Source organism: Capnocytophaga granulosa ATCC 51502, assembly GCF_000411115.1.
GTDB lineage: Bacteria > Bacteroidota > Bacteroidia > Flavobacteriales > Flavobacteriaceae > Capnocytophaga > Capnocytophaga granulosa.
In genome coordinates this window covers 217,752-235,125 of the sequence record NZ_KE150255.1, presented here as the reverse complement: position 1 = coordinate 235,125, position 17,374 = coordinate 217,752, and the positions used below count along the sequence as shown (strand labels likewise).

Sequence of the window (17,374 nt, the reverse complement as noted above, 5' to 3'; positions counted from 1 at the left end):
AAGATGATATGAAATCAGTTTTAAAGAAAATACTCTTTATTTCCCTTTTGTTTGTAGGGAAACTCTACGCACAGCAGGAACTCCTATGGAGGGAAGCGGTGAGAAACTCCTTTGTCTTTAGCCGAATAGAGGATTGCAAGGCGGTGTTTTTGGCTCCTGATTCGTGGGAGACATGCCAGCGGGTACATTATCAGCAAGGGACAGATAGTGCTATACTTATGAAAATGAGTAAGGGAAAGCGTCCTAAGCCGGCTTCCTATCTCTGTCCCAATTATATAGCAGTGCATTTAGGAAGTTTTGTACAGGGAGCCTCTTATATAGTGCCCAAGGATATTTTGGACAAATATGGGAGAGCGCTCATAGGCCGCCCAGATAACTGTCAGTTTGTGATTCCTAAGGAGCAGATGGATTGTTTATTAGAACAGGCCAATGGATCTGTAGAGAAGATAGAAGCAGCCTTAGGGATACCACATGGTAAGTGGGCAGGGAGAGAACTCTCTCGTATAGATGTGCTTTGTCCCACGGATTTTCACCTAAGAATGCCTACAGGTAATGAAGAGGGCGTCAATGAACTGTGGTTGCCGGGAGGATACTTATGGCAGGGCTATCGTGAGGCCATTATCAACCAAGTACCTGAAGGAGCTTATGTGGAAACAAAAATAATGACTAATGACTAACGACTAGTGACAAATCCTATCATGATATTAGTCGCCTGTCATTAGTCACTAGTCACTTGTCATTAGTCTCTAGTTATTGGCGTCTCGCGTTTTCGAACTTTTCCGCTACTTTGTCCCAGTTGATTACATTGAAGAAAGCATCAATGTATTTAGGACGTTGGTTTTGGTATTTTAGGTAATAAGCGTGTTCCCATACGTCTAGGGCTAGGATAGGAGTGCCTTGTATAGGCATATTAGGCATTAGTGGGTTGTCCTGATTAGGAGTATCACCTATGTGTAGCTTGCCGTCTTTTCCTACTACAAGCCATGCCCAACCTGAACCAAATTGCTTAGCAGCAGCATCGGCAAACTGGTTTTTGAAGTTCTCAAACGAACCGAAGTCAGCGTTGATTTGCTCTAAGAGCTTGCCTTGTGGGGCGGTTTTCTTGGGGGTCATCACTTCCCAAAATAGGGTGTGGTTGTAGTACCCTCCTGCGTTGTTGCGTACGGCTTTGTTGTTCAGGTCAAGGGAAGAGAGGATTTGCTCTATGCTTTGACTCTCAAGGGCAGTACCCGCAATGGCCTTGTTTAGGTTGTTGGTATAACCCAAATAGTGCTTAGAATAGTGGATAGACATGGTGCGCCCGTCTATATAAGGTTCTAAGTCGCTATAACCATAAGCAAGACCAGAGAGTTGGAATTTGCCTTGGGCTTTTACATCGGCGGGATTGCCCCAATTCTCTTGAGCAACTGATTGTTTTACAGTTTCTTGAGCAGCCGATTGTGCTGTCTTTGGGCAGTGGCAGGAAGCAACCGCAGCCAATACCCCTGGTAGAATAAATCTTTTCATGTTGTAATGGATTAAGTAAGGGGAAAATAATTTGGGTTGGGTTAGAAGTACGGGGCAAAGATACAACTTTTATGTAAAAAGTAAAAGGTAAAAAGTAAAAAAGTTTTGAGTTTTAGAATTTAAGGAATAAAGGTTATAGGATTTTAGCTAAATGGCTAATCACTAACCACTAACTATTAACCATTAACAATTGAAAACGATTGTCTATCAAGTACTGGTACGCCTCTTTGGCAATACCTGTACGCGTAATGTCCCCTATGGGACAAAGGAAGAAAATGGCGTAGGGAAGTTTTCCGACTTTACCGATGCAGCTTTAGAAGGTATTAAGCAGTTAGGTACTACCCATATTTGGCTGACAGGGGTGCTCCATCATGCTTTGGTCGGGGATTATACAGCCATAGGGGTGCCCAATGATATCCCTTATTTGGTCAAGGGACGTGCAGGATCTCCCTATGCAATCAAGGATTCTTATAATGTCAATCCCGACTTGGCCGACGACCCTACACGGCGTTTGGAGGAGTTTGTAGCTCTTGTAGAGCGTATTCACCAGCATGGAATGAAGGTGGTCATAGATATGGTGCCCAATCATGTGGCACGCTGCTACCACTCCATCAGTAACCCCAAGGGGGTCGAGGACTTTGGAGTACAGGACAATACGCAAGTGGAATATACGCAAGATAATAACTTCTATTACAATGTAGGAGAAAGCCTTACCTTGCCTACCACTACAGTGGGTTATTTGCCAGAGGAGCCCGCCCTAAGGGCGCTATTGCTGACCCCTTATAAGGAGTACCCTGCCAAATGGACAGGCAATAGCCGTAGCAGTAGCCCTGCTCTGACCGACTGGTACGAGACCATTAAGCTCAACTATGGAGTAGCCCCCGATGGGCATAAGGATTTCGACAGCTTACCGCTGGAGGTAGCTCACTGGGACGTAGGGGCGCACTATGCCTTTTGGCGTAGTAGGGTAGTGCCTAGTACATGGCGCAAGTTCAAGGAGATTGTTTCTTTTTGGCTCTCCTTAGGGGTAGATGGCTTTAGGTACGATATGGCTGAGATGGTGCCCGTGGAGTTCTGGAGCTACCTGAACTCCTATATCAAGAGCAGGCGTCCGGACGCTTTCCTTATGGCTGAGATCTACAACCCTGATAGCTACCGCGATTACCTGCATATAGGTAAGATGGATGCGCTCTATAATAAGGTAGGTCTGTATGATACGTTGCGGGATATCATCTGCTATGAACATTCCACCGATAGGATAGACCAAGTACAGGCACCCCTTACCGATATTTGGCCTCAGATGCTTCATTTCATGGAAAATCATGATGAGCAGCGTATTGCCAGCGATGGGTTTGCTCACAATCCACACTATGGCCTACCAGCTATGGCTGTGAGTGCCCACCTGAATGAGGCTTCTGTAATGGTCTACTTCGGACAAGAAGTAGGGGAGGCAGCACGAGAGCAAGCAGGCTTTGGCTCGCCTACCCGTACCTCTATCTTTGATTATATAGGAGTGCCAGCTTTCCAGCGTTGGGTCAACGGCAAGCGCTATGATGGGGGCGCACTCACCCCCGAAGAGGTAGCCCTAAGGGACTATTATTGCCGATTGCTCTCTCTCCCTGTGGAAGGTGCTTTCCGTTACATACATGGCTATAATAGGGAACATACACCTTATTATAATGATAAGGTATACAGCTTTGTCAGGGAAACTGCCCATACCAAGTGGCTTATCATAGCCAACTTCAGCAAGCATGATGGTTTTGGCTTTGAGCTACAAGTACCTCCTGAGCTGCTCTCCACATGGGATTTGCCCAATGGTAGCTATCCCCTTGTGGACAAACTCTATGGGGAGGTACAGACCCACTTTCATCGCGAAGGTAACTATGGGCATATGCGTGTGGATATAGCTCCCTTGCAGACGCTGTTTTTTAAACTAGAAGAGAAAAAATAGTGAATAGTGAAAAGTGAATAGTGAAAAGCGGAAAGTGAAGAGTGAAGAGTGAATAGCGAAGAGTGAAAAGTGAATAAAAAAATGACCAATGACAAATCCTATTAGGACATTGTCATTGGTCATTAATCACTAGTCACTAGTCACTAGTCATTAGTCATTAGTCATTAGTCACTAGTCACTATATTATTATCGTTCCTCTTTTAAAGACCAACCTGTTTTCAGCCCGATGATGAAATAGACAAGGAGTAATTCACCGAAGGCCAAAAGCAAGTCGCCTGAGACGCGTAACCAGCGAATAGTCTGCATAAGGTCGGTTTGCATAAACTCTACCGAACGGGCAGACCAGTAGCCATGGCGAATCGATTCCACCGCTTGCATGATACCAATAGGCAAGATACTCACGCAAATCATCACCAAAAGACCGATATTGATGAGCCAAAACGCCCAACCTATAAGGCGGTCATTCCAGTGGCGTTCTGGGTAGAGTCCTCTAAGAACAAAGAGAATTAAGCCAATACCCAATATACCATATACCCCGAAGAGGGCAGCATGGCCGTGAACCGCAGTGGTGTTTAGCCCTTGGATATAGTAGAGGGCAATCGGAGGATTGATCGCAAAGCCGAAGATACCAGCCCCCAAGAAGTTCCAGAAACACATGGCAATAAAGCAGTATATAGGCCACTTATACGCCTTGATCCATGGGGTAGTGCGTGATAGCTTGTAATTATGGTAGGCTTCAAAACCGATCAGTACCAAAGGAACAATCTCCATAGCGCTGAAGGTAGCTCCCAAGGCTAATACCCCTGTAGGAGTAGCACTGAAATACAAGTGGTGAAACGTACCTAAGATACCCCCTGCCAAAAAGACAATAGTAGAGAAAAGTACTGATACACTGGCTACCTTGATACGCAACAGACCTAAGCGAGAGAAGAGGAAAGCCGCTACTACAGTAGCGAATACCTCAAAGAACCCTTCTACCCAGAGGTGTACCACCCACCAGCGCCAGTATTCAGCTACAGCCATATGTGTTTGTCTGCCATACATAAGTCCTGCCCCATAGAAGGCAGCGATAGCTACGGAAGAAAGTACGAAAAGCAGTAAGAGATGTCGGCTCTCGTCTTTGCGTTTGAGGGCAGGAATAAGTGCTCTTACCATAAGGAAAAGCCAAAGGAAAAGCCCCACAAACAGTAAAATCTGCCAGAAGCGGCCTAACTCCAAGTACTCATAGCCTTGGTGTCCAAAGTAGAAGTTTTCCACTAAGCCCAACTTTTGCATCACACCAAACCATTGTCCAGCTAAGGAACCTAATACAACAATCAGCAAGGCGATAAAGAGGATATTTACCCCTAATTTCTGTCCTTTGGGTTCGTGTCCTGATACTGCTGGGGCAATATACAAGCCAGTAGCCAGCCAAGAGGTAGCAATCCAGAAGATGGCCAGCTGCACATGCCAGCTTCGCGAAATAGCCTGAGGTAGTATCAAATCAAGCGGAATACCGAAGAAGCCTTCGCCTTCCACTCCATAGTGAGCGGTGATAACTCCAGCGAGCATCTGTACGAGGATCAGTAGGGAAACAATCCAGATATACTTGAGGGTAGCTCGCATAGAAGGAGTTGGCTTCATCTCACGCATAGGATCTTGTGCAGGGAGGTGTTCACTCTCTTCGTCTTCCTTGTTGTAAGCATGGTAGAAGACCAAGATACCCACTCCGAAGAGGAGCATCAGCACGCTAAAGCCAGACCACATCTGTAAGGAGGTCGAGGCTACGTTACCCACTAGGGGATCGTACGGCCAGTTATTGGTATAACTCACCTGTTCCCCAGGGCGGTTGGTACTACATACCCAAGTGCTCCAGGTGAAGAAAGCATTCATCTGCTGCATGCGATGAGGGTCTTTGATAGCATTGCGAGGAATGGCATAGCTCTTACGAGTAGCATCCATAGAAGGATCGTCCATAAAGAGCTTCGTATAGTAAGCGGCCATTTGTCGGCTTGCTTCGGCTCTTTCAGCAGAGAAGGTAATCACACCAGTCTTCTCATCAAAGGTGTTGGTACGCAACTCTTTTTTGAGTTGTACTTGGTATTTGGCCTGTTCCTCGTCGGAAAGGTCTTGGTAGTGCTTGCCGTCCTTTTGGGCGAGCAAGTCAAGTAGGATTAGGGATTCGCGGTGTAGGTAATCGGCGTTCCAGTCAGGTGCGATATAGGCACCATGTCCCCAGATACTGCCCACGGTCTGTCCTCCCATGGACTGCCATACATTTTGGCCGTCCTTGATGTCCTGTCCCTCATAGAGAACTTGTCCATCAGTTGTTACAATCTTGGTTGGGAAGTCAGGTGCTGTACGGTAGATTTCTGTTCCGTAGAAGATCAGCACTAAGAACGAGGCAGCTACCGTTGCTCCCAGCCAAATCCACAATTTTTTAGCGGTCATATAATTTATTTTTAGCGGCCGCAAAGATAAAAAGATATTTTTATCTTTTGAAATACTTCTTGAGATTTTTTTTCAACAGTGGTTAGTGGTCAGTGGTTAGATACGCAATTTATTGTCTCTTAGAAAATTGGTGTAATCTATTGCGTCTTAGAAAATGGGTGTAATCCATTGCGTCTCTTAAAAGATTGGTATAAATTATTGTTTTTTAGAAGAATTGGAATGAATCGATAAATTTCTTTTCTTTTTTCTTGCTTTTTTCTGTAGGAAAACGTAAATTTGAGGGCGTTGATTAATGATTAATACTAGTAATCATTAGTCATTAATCATTAATCATTAGTCACTAACCACTGCTTTCTTCTTTTAGTTAAAATAAAAAATTTATCCCGATAAAAATAACAAATTCTTGTGACTTAGTATCGATTCTTTTTATTATTTTTACAACCTAAATCATAAAAGCTTTTGCCATGCTGTATGATAGTGATTCTCTTTTACTTCCTTATAAGGGGATTATAGAGGAAAGACATCGTTTGTGCCAAGAAAAAGCGCGTATGCTGCAAGGAAATGCACCTCGCTTGGCGGACAATTGTAACTCTCACCTCTATTACGGACTGCACCTCAGTCAGGAGCAGTGGCTCCTTAGGGAATGGGCGCCCAATGCTACCGCTATATACCTGCTCTTTGACGGGAATAGCTGGCAGAGAAATTCGCGTTATGCCTTTAAGAAAATTGACGGGGAAAATTGGGAGCTATCTCTACCCGAAGAGGAACTTTCCCATGGCACTTTGTACAAGCTTTTGGTAGAATGGCCAGGAGGGAGTGGAGAGCGCTTACCCTCACATACCACAAGGGCGGTACAGGATCCTTATACCAAGGTCTTCACCGCACAAGTATGGCAGCCTGCGCCCTATCAGTGGCAACACCCACGTCCTGAAGCAGGAGCAGCGCCGCTAATATACGAGGCACATATAGGTATGGCTACCGAACAGCAGAAGGTAAGTACCTTTGTGGAGTTTCGACTTTTTGTACTGCCACGCATCGCTCAGCTGGGTTACAATGTCTTACAGCTGATGGCCATACAGGAGCACCCTTATTATGGGTCATTCGGTTATCAAGTGTCCAATTTCTTTGCTGTAAGTTCACGCTTTGGTACCCCAGAGGAGCTTAAAGAGTTGATAGATACAGCGCATGGCTTGGGTATACGAGTGATTTTGGATATAGTACATTCGCACTCGGTGAGCAATGAGGCCGAAGGGCTTAGTCATTTTGATGGTACAGATTACCTTTATTTTCATAGTGGCGAGCGGGGACAACACCCAGCATGGAACTCTCGTTGTTTTGACTATGGCAAAGGACAGGTGTTGAACTTTTTGCTCTCCAATTGTAAGTATTGGTTAGAGGAATACCAGTTTGATGGTTTCCGTTTCGATGGGGTAACCAGTATGATTTATTACGACCATGGATTGGGTAAGGCCTTTACTGAATATAGTTTTTATTATGATGGCAATGAGGATACCGATGCACTCACCTATTTGACCTTGGCCAATCAGGTAGTACATGAGGTCTATCCTGGGGCGCTCACTATAGCCGAGGAGATGAGTGGTATGCCGGGGCTGGCTTCTCCTATAAGGGAAGGGGGCTTAGGTTTTGATTATAAGATGAGTATGGGGATTCCCGACTACTGGATTAAGCTCTTGGAGGACGTCCCTGATGAGCAGTGGCATGTAGGGGATATCTATTACGAGCTAACGAACAAACGCGCAGAAGAACATACCATAAGCTATGCCGAGAGCCACGACCAGGCCTTGGTGGGGGATAAGACGATTTTCTTCCGCTTGACGGACAAGGAAATCTATACAGGAATGAGTGTCTTTGACCATAGTCTTGTGATAGACCGCGCTATGGCTTTGCACAAGATGATACGTCTTTTGACCATAGCCACTGCTGGTGGGGGCTACCTGAACTTTATGGGCAACGAATGGGGGCACCCCGAATGGATTGATTTTCCCCGCGAGGGTAATGGCTGGAGCTATGCCCATGCCCGCCGTATGTGGAGTCTCTTGGACGATAGTTCTTTGAAATTCAAATATCTCAATGCCTTTGACCGAGCGATGATTCATTTTGTAAAGCAGTCTCGCCTTTTGGACTATGAGCCTCATGTATTGGTACGTGATATAGAACGACAGCTCTTGGCTTTTGAGCGCGGTGGCTATCTGTTTGTCTTTAGCTTTAACCCTGATAAGGCCTTTGTGAATTATCATTTTGAGGTAGCCGCAGGCAAATATACCTATGTGCTTTGCACCGACAACACTAACTTTGGCGGACAAGGCTTGATTAATGAGCAAACGGAACACTTTACCCAATATATAGCGCAGAAAAACCTGATTTCTCTCTATATACCGCCTCGTATAGGAATCGTACTGAAAAGTGAAAAATGAATAGTGAAAAACAATGAAACCTCCTATTGTTGTCCTTTTAGTGTGTTTGTTTGCTTGCGAGCGTGTTTCTCCGAAGCAAAAAGATGTCTATCCCTCTATAGTAGAGGGCGAGCTTACCTATAAGGGCGAGTCCTATTTCTATAGGGTGAATGCAGGTAGCTGGTGGGAGCTTACCCAAGGGGAAAGATACCTGATGATGGGCTATTACGGAGATGATGCCATAAAGAGAGGCTTTATCAATGGGGTCTATAACTGGAGTTCTGTTCAGTAGTCAGAGGTCAGAAGTCAGTAATTAATAATTAACCATTAACCATTAACAATTAATCTAATGTCTCTAAGTTTCAAGCAGCGTGATTTGGTGAATTTAGAATTTGCCTTACAGAGGGAGTTTCTCGGTACCAACCGAGAAGGGGGATACCTCTCCACTACCCTCAATTTTTGTAATACGAGTCGTTATCACGGACTTCTCGTAGTTCCTATAGATAATTTCAAGGGACGTAACCACTTATTGCTCTCCTCCTTGGACGAGACAGTCATTGTCAATGACAAGGAGTTCAACTTTAGTATCCATGAATATCCCGATACCTTTTCCCCTAAGGGTCATAAGTATATTGTAGAATCCGAGTTGAATAAGTATTATTCCATTACCTATCAGGTAGCAGGGGTGAGTCTGAGGAAAGACATTATGATGCTCCATAAGCAGCCACAGGTACTCATTCGCTATACGTTGCTCTCAGGGCCTGCATCGGTACGCCTAAGACTAAAACCCTTCTTAGCTTTCCGAGATATTCATGAGCTATGCAAGGAAAATCCAGTGGCCGATACCCACTATAAGCGTGTGCCTCAAGGGATGGCTATGAAACTCTACGAGGGTTTCCCTACCTTATATATGCAGCTGAGCGAGGAACAGAGCTACAGGCATGACCCTCATTGGTACAAGAATATACAGTATAGTAAGGACAGAGCTCGTGGAGGGGACTATCAGGAGGATTTGCTCGTCCCAGGCGAATTCGAACTGAACCTTGCCCTGAACAAGCCTTTGGTTTTTTCTGCCTCCACTACCGAGGAGAAATACAGTGAGCTGCTAGAGGATTTTGATAAGGCAGCCCAGAAGCGTGCCCCACGTGATAGCTTTGAACACTGCCTGCAATATGCAGCCCATCAGTTTGTTATTGAAAAGCTCAATGAGACCCGTATCAAGGCAGGATACCCTTGGCATCTCTCCTATGGGCGTAATACCTTCCTCTCTTTGCCAGGAATTGCTATTGCTACGGACAAAGTGGAGCTCTTTGATAAGGTGATTACCTCCATGTTAGGTTACCAAAAGGGCGGACTTTTCCCTCGCCTTATCAGTAGCCATGCTGCCCCAGAGTTCAATTCCGATGGCTCCTTGTGGTTCTTTTGGACACTTCAGCAGTACGAACGCTGGGCTAAAGTACCTAAAAAACTTTTGTGGGAGAAGTATGCAACTGCGCTCACCCAGGTCTTGGAGGCCTATCGTGATGGTCGCACCTTCCCGCAGGTAAGCATGCAGGAGAATAAGCTCATCTATAACCAGCACTACTACCGCCCCCTCACTTGGATGAATGGCACCATAGCAGGTAAGCCTGTGCTAGAGCGCAATGGCTATGTGGTGGAAGTCAATGCCTTGTGGTACAATGCTGTATGCTATGCACTAGCCTTGGCTGAGGCGGCTAAAGACAATGATTTCATAGCGTCATGGAAGGACTATCCAGTCGAGATTGCTAAGAACTTCCTTTCCACTTTCTGGAACGAACGCTTGGGTTACTTGGCCGACAATGTGGATCAGAATAGGCAAGACCTTTCGGTACGTCCTAACCAACTCATCACTTGTGCATTGGATTACAGCCCACTGAAGGAGGCACAAAAGAAACAGATTGTGGATTTGGTAGAGGATAAGCTCTTGACAGAACGCGGCTTGCGCACCTTAGCTCCCGATGACAAGCACTATCGCGGACGTTGCGAAGGCTCTATGGGTGAGCAGGAAGAGGCTATCTATCAGGGAGGAACGCACACATGGCTTTTGAGTTTCTATATAGAAAGTTGCCTGAAGCTCTACGGAGCTGACTTTGTACCCAAGGCAGAGGAACTCCTCTCCAAAGACAGCGAAGATATGAAAAACTACGGCATAGGCCTGCTCTCCGAGTTCTATGACGGTAACCCGCCCTATTCAGGGCATGGCTGTATCTCTCAGGCACGCAATGTGGCTGAGATTGTGCGGGCAGCCTATCTGATGAATAGTTATAAAAAGGAAAATTCACCCAAAAAATAATACCCTTATGAAAAAGTTGAAAGTACTTATGTTCGGCTGGGAGTTCCCCCCTCATATAAGTGGAGGCTTGGGAACCGCCTGCCTTGGACTTACCAAGGGCTTAGCGAAGAATGACGTGGAAGTACTCTTTGTAATGCCTAAAGCCTCAGGAGATGAAGACCCCGAAGCGGCAAAAATAATCAATGCTAGCCAGGAGGAAATGCTCCAACCCTATACCCTTTCCGATGATTATTTAGAGCATATCCAGTTCATGGAAATTGGTTCTTCCTTGCGCCCTTACCTCTCTCCAGAGGTCTTCGCCTCCTACTGGCAAGAGGAACAGAACCGACATAAATATACGACCCATAACAGCCACAATACCTTTAATTTCTCAGGGAAGTATGGGGATAACCTCTTGGAGGAAGTCTATCGTTATGCCTTGGTAGCAGGAACCGTGGCTAGCAAGTATGATTTTGATATCATACATGCACATGACTGGCTCACCTATCAGGCAGGGCTTATTGCCAAGCATATCAGTGGCAAGCCATTGGTGGTGCATGTACATGCAACTGAGTACGACCGTGGGGGCGAATACAACCGCAATACCATCGTCTATGATATAGAAAAGAAAGGTATGGAAGGGGCAGATCATGTGATTACCGTAAGTGATTGGACACGCAATATTGTTATAGAAAAATATGGTATCCCTGCCGATAAGGTCAGTACCGTGCACAATGCGGTAGACTTCTCTGACGATGATCTAGACCTCCCTCCTCGTGCCCTTAATCAAAAGATTGTTACTTTCTTAGGTCGTATCACCCTACAGAAAGGCCCTGAATACTTTATAGAAGCTGCCGCTAAGGTGCATAAGAGATGTCCTGATGTACACTTTGTGATGGCAGGTAATGGGGACAAGATGACCCCTTCGGTAAGGCGTGTGGCGCAACTGAAACTCGGTGGGCATTTTCACTTTACAGGCTTCTTGCGTGGGGACGATGTACAGCGTATGTTCCGCTACAGTGATGTGTATGTGATGCCTTCGGTGTCCGAGCCTTTCGGTATCTCTCCCTTGGAGGCGATGCGCTGTGGCGTGCCTACCATAATCTCCAAGCAGTCAGGCGTATCGGAGGTATTGGAGCATGCTATCAAGGTAGATTATTGGGACGTGAACGCTTTGGCCGATGCTATCTATGGCCTTATTGCCTATCCAAAACTCTCCGATTCACTCAAAAGAGAAGGCTTAGCCGAAGTCAATACCCTAAAGTGGGAGTTTGCTGCCAGTAAGCTCAAAAATATTTACCAACAAGTGTTATATTAATAGCTCATTTATTTGGTAAAACAAAGAAAAAGTCGTATATTTGGAGGTGTCTTTTCACTTATAGGCTTTGCCTCCTTAAAAATAAATAATAAACCATGAAAGCAATATGTTTCTATTTTGAAGTTCATCACCCCGAACAGCTTCGCCAATATCATTTCTTTGATATAGGGAAGCAACATGATTATTTTGACTATTATCGCAATCGTACCGAGATAGAACAGTTGGCACGGGATTGCTACTTGCCTGCCAATGAGCTTCTCTTGGAGCTAATTGATCGCTACAAAGGCAGGTTCAAGGTGGCTTTCTCCATCTCAGGTAGTGCTATAGAACTCTTGGAGCTACATGCCCCAGAGGTAATCCATAGTTTCCAGGCCTTGGCCAAAACAGGAAAAGTGGAGTTCCTCTGTGAGCCTTATGCACACTCCCTCTCTTCCCTTTCAAGTGATACTACTGAGTTCGAGCGGGATGTCAAGCGCCATATTCAGCGTATAGAAGAACTCTTCGGACAGACACCTGTAACTTTCCGCAACACCTCCCTGATCTATTCCGATAGCATAGGGGAGCGTATCGCTCGCTTGGGCTTCCGCAATATACTCACCGAGGGAGCTAAGCATATTTTGGGCTGGCGTAACCCTAATTTTGTACATCATCACCCCAGTGATACCAAAATAAAAATCTTGCTCAAGAATGCCAAGCTCAGCGATGATATTTCCTTGCGCTTCTCTTCAAAGGATTGGAATGAGTATCCGCTTACTGCCGAGAAGTATGCCCATTGGCTTAAGGATAGCCTCCGCGATAGCGATGTGGTGAATCTCTTTATGCACTATCAGGCTTTTGGTAAGTACAATACGCCTGATTCTGGAATCTTTGATTTCTTGCGTTATCTGCCTCAATATGTATTGGACGATCCTCAATATGCCTTCCTAACACCTAAGGAAGTAGTGGCCACTTTCGTTCCGAAGGAAGCTATTTATGTGCCTAATCCTATTTCTTGGACAGACGAAGAGCGAGATATTACCTCATGGCTTGGTAATGAATTGCAGGAGGATGCTTTTGAAGAACTTTTTGGACTAAGTACCAAGGTTGAGGCTACAGGCGATGAGGCCTTATTGCGTACCTATAGCCGCTTGCAGTGTAGTAACCACTTTAACTATATGAGTACCAAGTTTATCCCTATAGAACAACGCCTCAAGAAAGTATCACCTTACTCTTCTCCTTATGATGCTTATATCAATTATATGAATGTGCTAAGTGATTTTACGCTGGAGGTGGATAAAGCACTAAAAAAGTGATTTGATAACACACATGTAGGGGCGAATGGCAATTCGCCCATCAAGGAAGGTAATTCGCCCATCAAGGAAGTCATCTACTCTCTTTCATGGGCGAATTGCTATTTGCTCTCTTTCATGGGCGAATTGCCATTTGCCCCTACGACTAACTACTAAAATTGGAAGTAAATAAACGCTGGTGATTCGTTCGAGAAAGTCTGATAGCAGATAACAGCTGCCACTACTGCGATAAGGACTTTTACCCAGATAGGACTTTGGTAGTAGGCATTCTCTATTTTATCCTTGAGTGATTGGGGAAGCCAGTGTACTACATAGCCTAGTACCATAACCGCGAAGGCATCACGAAAGTACCATAATACCTGTCCGCTGCTGCCCCAGTCCATGTTGTTCCATAACTGACTGTAGAATTGGTTGATACGCTCTATGTCCTCTCCACGGAAATAAAGACGTACAAAGACGATAAACATAAAAGTGGAAAAGACTTTCCAGAAATGTGCCAACCAATGGGTAGAATACTCATACGGGCTTATCTTACGCCAGAGTTTGTAGAAGACAATACCTAAACCATTAATTCCTCCCCATAGGATAAACTTCCACGAGGCGCCATGCCATAACCCTCCCAGTACCATAGTGAGCATCAGGTTGATATTGGTCGAGATATAGTGCTGAAAACGCTCATTCTTCATGGCCAAAAGCGTGCCTCCTAAGAGCAATACCCCTACAATGAGTGAGAAATAGGGATTACCAACCCCAATGAGGGCTACTGAGATTAGCAACAAGGAGATCGCCACCGACGCCCAAGAGCCTGTGCGATTTCCTCCCAAAGGAATGTACAGATAGTCCTTTAGCCAAGTGGAGAGAGAGATATGCCAGCGCTTCCAGAAATCTCCTGTATTGATGGCCTTATATGGCGAATTGAAGTTACGTGGTAGCTCAAAGCCCATAAGTAGCGCCAGCCCTATGGCTATATCGGTATAGCCAGCAAAATCCCCATAGACTTGCAGAGAATAGCCCACTAGCGCCATAAGGTTGGTGAAACCCGAATACATAGTTGGCATCTCAAAGACCCTATCTAAGAACTCCGTCGCGATAAAGTTGGCAAAGAGCATCTTTTTAATCAGTCCCTTGAATATAAAGTAAGTGGCCTTGTTGAAATCGGCTTGGGTGATTTGAGTAGGGCGCAGAATCTGGGGGACAAACTCCTCCGCACGTACAATAGGCCCTGCCACGAGTTGGGGGAAAAAGGTTACATACAGCCCAAAATCCAAGATAGAATCCAGTGACTTGAGTTTGCGCCTATAGATATCTACTGTATAACTAATAGTCTGGAAAGTATAGAAGGAAATCCCCACTGGGAGCACAATCTCATCTACCGAGAAATAGCCCTTGTTATGAAAGCCATTGCCCCAATAAGCTAAGTAGTTAAACACCTTATGGTCAGTATGGAAAATAGTGTTGTAGGAATCAGTGAAGAAGTACGCATACTTGAAGTAGCTCAGCACCAGTAGGTTTAGCGTAACACTCAGCGTAACAAAGAGTTTTCGCCTCCCCTCATGTTCACTTCTGTCTATCTGGCGACCGAAGTAAAAATCGGTTACAGTGCTGAATAACAAGAGCATGACGAACAGTCCACTAGTCTTGTAATAGAAAAAACAACTGACTAAGAACAGAAAGAGATTGCGGACAAAAAGGCGCTTATAGACAAAAGCAAAACCTGTATATACGATGAAGAAAAATACCCAAAAACCCATTTGGGTAAAATCCATTGGGTATTTTTTGGAAAATTCAAAAAGATCGTATATCCATTCCATTCTCTGCTTGCTAAGTTAAGTATTATAACCCTATGACGATCCCTACCTCAGGAGACAGGCCAGAGGAGAAAATACTTTTATCTTTGTCATACAACACATTGTAAGAGAAACCTAAGCGCAGGTAGGAACGTCCCCCTAAGTATTGCATATAGCCAGCCCCTAAGTATAGCGCGGATTCTTCCCTCTTGTAATGCTCGCTAATCCCTCTTGTCTTCTGATCTATGAAATAGTGTTGGTATGAAGTTTTTACATAGAAATTGCGCGCTATATAGTAGTTCAGCGAGGGGCCTAAGCTCAGAGAGTTGTATTGAACATTTGGACTTTTTTGGTAGTAATAATTCACTGAAAAAGCCACTTCAAAATCTTCGGTAACCTTATAGCCTATACGGGGAGCCAAGGACACACCCCAAAGGTTGTTTCCAAAAGAGGCTCCTATGTTGCCGCCTATGGTAAAGTTGTCAAAGAAGTTACTTTGCTTTTGGTTTTGGGGCAAAAGGATATTCTTATCGTCCTGTGCATGGCAGGCGAGGCTTAGTATAGTGATGATTAAAAAAAGTAGTTTTTTCATATAATACTTACAGAGGAATAAGAGAGTTTCCTTTTACCTCAAAGAGCTTGTCCGAGATTGGAATATTGCTCTCTACATAGGCTTGGGCGACTCTGTGGCGTATCCAGTTCATATCATTAGGGTTGGCACTACCGGTGATGAGCAGTACATTGTTGGCAGGAACTCCTACGGTGATGGTACCCTCTACAGGGATGTTGTCCTTAGACCAAAGGTCGGAAACCACTAAGAAGCTAGCCTCGAACTTGCCATCGGCCACAATAGTATAGCGGTTGCCTTCTTCCTCAACCCCTACTTCTATCTGGTTGATAAGGTTCTGTACCGCCAATGATTTCAGTGCAAGCATATCCAAGTGTAGGTTTCTGAGATCGCCCATAGTAAGGCTGATCTTCTCATCACGAACCAAGTAGATCACACCCAATTCACTATTGATATTCTCATAGAGCAAGTCGGGTATCTCTGCTTTGAGTTCTTCTATGAAGCCAGTGGTTCTCACCAGTGGGAAAATTTCCTCTTTCTTAATAACAATGCCTCCTATGACCATTTCGTCGATTTCTTCAGGTGCTTCTACATGAGTTCCTAGGATAGGGGCTGTAACAGGTTTGGCCACTTCAACCGATTTAGCCACTTGGGGGGCAGGGGTCTCAACCGCAGGTTTTTCTCCACGGGTAAAGGCCTCCACATCGGGGAAGTGAGGTGCTTTTTCTTGTTTTTCTGCTGCCTTAGGAGTCTCAACCACAGGGGGTTCGATGGGTTTTTCCACTGGCTTAGGGGTCTTGTCAGCAGGAGTTTCCACGGGTTTTTCCACAGGCTGTACGGGCTGCTGGGCAGCAGGAGCCTTAGGCGTCTCTTCCTTAGGTTTAGGCGCTTCTTCCTTAGGCTTAGGCGGCTGGGCAGGAGGAGGCGTGGTGATGATCACAGGCTCTTCCTTCTTGGCCGTTTCTTTTGGTTTTTCAGGCTGCGGTTTAGGTTTTTGCTTGGGAATAGTCTCAAGTATGGAACTGGCATATTTTTCAATGATTTCACTTAGATAGAAATCACTGCGGTGCATATATTCGGCATAGGCATTGTCAAGGAAACTGGTGATGAGCTGTCCAGGCTCACTTTTGAGCATCCATTCTATTTCAAGGCCTTTGGTTTTTCTCACCTGTACATTGGGGTTCTTAGTTACCAAACGCTGAGCGAAAAGGCGGGTGAAGTCGGGTACATACTGTATGCTCATACCTATCTTATCCACTAGTTCGCGCATCTCAAGGCTATAGGAATCCTTGTGGCGAAGGATAATCTCGGTAATAATAGCCTTGTCGTCAATCTTTTTGGCACAAGTGAAATGGTACTCTACCTCGTCGTAGGTGCGGAAAGTTTTACTGATATAGCGCTCGTTAGCAGTGGTCTCATCCAGTGCGGTGAAACCATCTCTCTCATATTCCTTGAAGAAATCGCCTTTGAGACGTTCGAAGAACGCTTTGTTAATTTCTCCCTTGATGGGTTCTTCGGAACTCATTACCGTAAGGATCGCTCTATCATCGGCAGATTTAGCTAAAAAACGGTCAGTATTAGTTACTTCCCAATCGGTAGGAATGAGAATAGTAGAAATAGAATCTAACCAATATCTTTTGTAAGTTATTGATTTTAAGTCTGTTTCATCGAATTTTTTCTTTTTAAATAAATCTAATAATCCCATTTTTCTTTCTGTTTTTTCCAAAGGCAAATATATAAACTTCTTTTGTAATGATGAAATATTCGCAAAGAAAAATTATTTTTTGGAAATTTTTAACCTGAAAATTTTGTAATAGC

Annotated in this window: 12 protein-coding genes; 7 read left to right on the top strand and 5 right to left on the bottom strand. The window is 44.9% G+C overall.

Annotation, left to right across the window (positions count from 1 at the left end):
* The first annotated feature begins 8 nt into the window (after window positions 1-8).
* Complete coding sequence (locus HMPREF9331_RS08575) at window positions 9-677, top strand: hypothetical protein (protein WP_016420573.1); 669 nt, start codon at window positions 9-11, stop codon at window positions 675-677.
* Between the two features lie 73 nt (window positions 678-750).
* On the opposite strand, the gene HMPREF9331_RS08570 is transcribed toward HMPREF9331_RS08575, so the two are convergent.
* Window positions 751-1,506: a superoxide dismutase gene (locus HMPREF9331_RS08570; RefSeq protein ID WP_016420572.1), complete on the bottom strand. Its 756-nt coding sequence runs from the start codon at window positions 1,504-1,506 to the stop codon at window positions 751-753.
* A gap of 190 nt (window positions 1,507-1,696) precedes the next feature.
* On the opposite strand from HMPREF9331_RS08570, the gene HMPREF9331_RS08565 reads away from it, so the two are divergent.
* A complete protein-coding gene (locus HMPREF9331_RS08565; RefSeq protein WP_016420571.1) occupies window positions 1,697-3,457 on the top strand; it encodes an alpha-amylase family glycosyl hydrolase in 1,761 nt (586 codons plus the stop codon).
* Window positions 3,458-3,643: 186 nt separating this feature from the next.
* On the opposite strand, the gene HMPREF9331_RS08560 is transcribed toward HMPREF9331_RS08565, so the two are convergent.
* A complete protein-coding gene (locus HMPREF9331_RS08560) occupies window positions 3,644-5,887 on the bottom strand; it encodes a nitric-oxide reductase large subunit (protein ID WP_016420570.1) in 2,244 nt (747 codons plus the stop codon).
* A gap of 464 nt (window positions 5,888-6,351) precedes the next feature.
* On the opposite strand from HMPREF9331_RS08560, the gene HMPREF9331_RS08555 reads away from it, so the two are divergent.
* The 5 genes from HMPREF9331_RS08555 (at window position 6,352) to HMPREF9331_RS08535 (ending at window position 13,204) form a co-directional block, all read left to right on the top strand.
* Window positions 6,352-8,322 (top strand): alpha-amylase family glycosyl hydrolase, encoded by a 1,971-nt coding sequence (locus HMPREF9331_RS08555; protein WP_016420569.1) that lies wholly within the window; start codon window positions 6,352-6,354, stop codon window positions 8,320-8,322.
* 13 nt (window positions 8,323-8,335) lie between these two features.
* The gene (locus HMPREF9331_RS08550; protein WP_016420568.1) at window positions 8,336-8,593 is read left to right on the top strand and encodes a hypothetical protein; all 258 of its coding nucleotides are present in this window, start codon (window positions 8,336-8,338) and stop codon (window positions 8,591-8,593) included.
* A 57-nt stretch (window positions 8,594-8,650) separates the two neighbouring features.
* Window positions 8,651-10,615 carry an amylo-alpha-1,6-glucosidase gene (locus HMPREF9331_RS08545; protein WP_016420567.1) on the top strand — a complete coding sequence of 655 codons (1,965 nt, stop codon included), beginning with the start codon at window positions 8,651-8,653 and terminating at the stop codon, window positions 10,613-10,615.
* A gap of 7 nt (window positions 10,616-10,622) precedes the next feature.
* Complete coding sequence (locus HMPREF9331_RS08540) at window positions 10,623-11,912, top strand: glycosyltransferase family 4 protein (RefSeq protein ID WP_016420566.1); 1,290 nt, start codon at window positions 10,623-10,625, stop codon at window positions 11,910-11,912.
* 95 nt (window positions 11,913-12,007) lie between these two features.
* The gene (locus HMPREF9331_RS08535; protein ID WP_016420565.1) at window positions 12,008-13,204 is read left to right on the top strand and encodes a glycoside hydrolase family 57 protein; all 1,197 of its coding nucleotides are present in this window, start codon (window positions 12,008-12,010) and stop codon (window positions 13,202-13,204) included.
* 149 nt (window positions 13,205-13,353) lie between these two features.
* Here the strand turns inward: HMPREF9331_RS08535 and HMPREF9331_RS08530 are convergent, their stop codons facing one another.
* From HMPREF9331_RS08530 to HMPREF9331_RS08520, 3 genes are read right to left on the bottom strand one after another with little or no spacing between them, the layout of a single operon-like run.
* On the bottom strand, window positions 13,354-15,012 hold the full coding sequence (locus HMPREF9331_RS08530) for an MBOAT family O-acyltransferase (protein WP_040357288.1): 1,659 nt from the start codon (window positions 15,010-15,012) through the stop codon (window positions 13,354-13,356).
* A gap of 22 nt (window positions 15,013-15,034) precedes the next feature.
* Window positions 15,035-15,580 (bottom strand): hypothetical protein, encoded by a 546-nt coding sequence (locus HMPREF9331_RS08525; RefSeq protein ID WP_016420563.1) that lies wholly within the window; start codon window positions 15,578-15,580, stop codon window positions 15,035-15,037.
* 7 nt (window positions 15,581-15,587) lie between these two features.
* On the bottom strand, window positions 15,588-17,261 hold the full coding sequence (locus HMPREF9331_RS08520) for a DUF1444 family protein (protein ID WP_016420562.1): 1,674 nt from the start codon (window positions 17,259-17,261) through the stop codon (window positions 15,588-15,590).
* Window positions 17,262-17,374 lie beyond the last annotated feature (113 nt).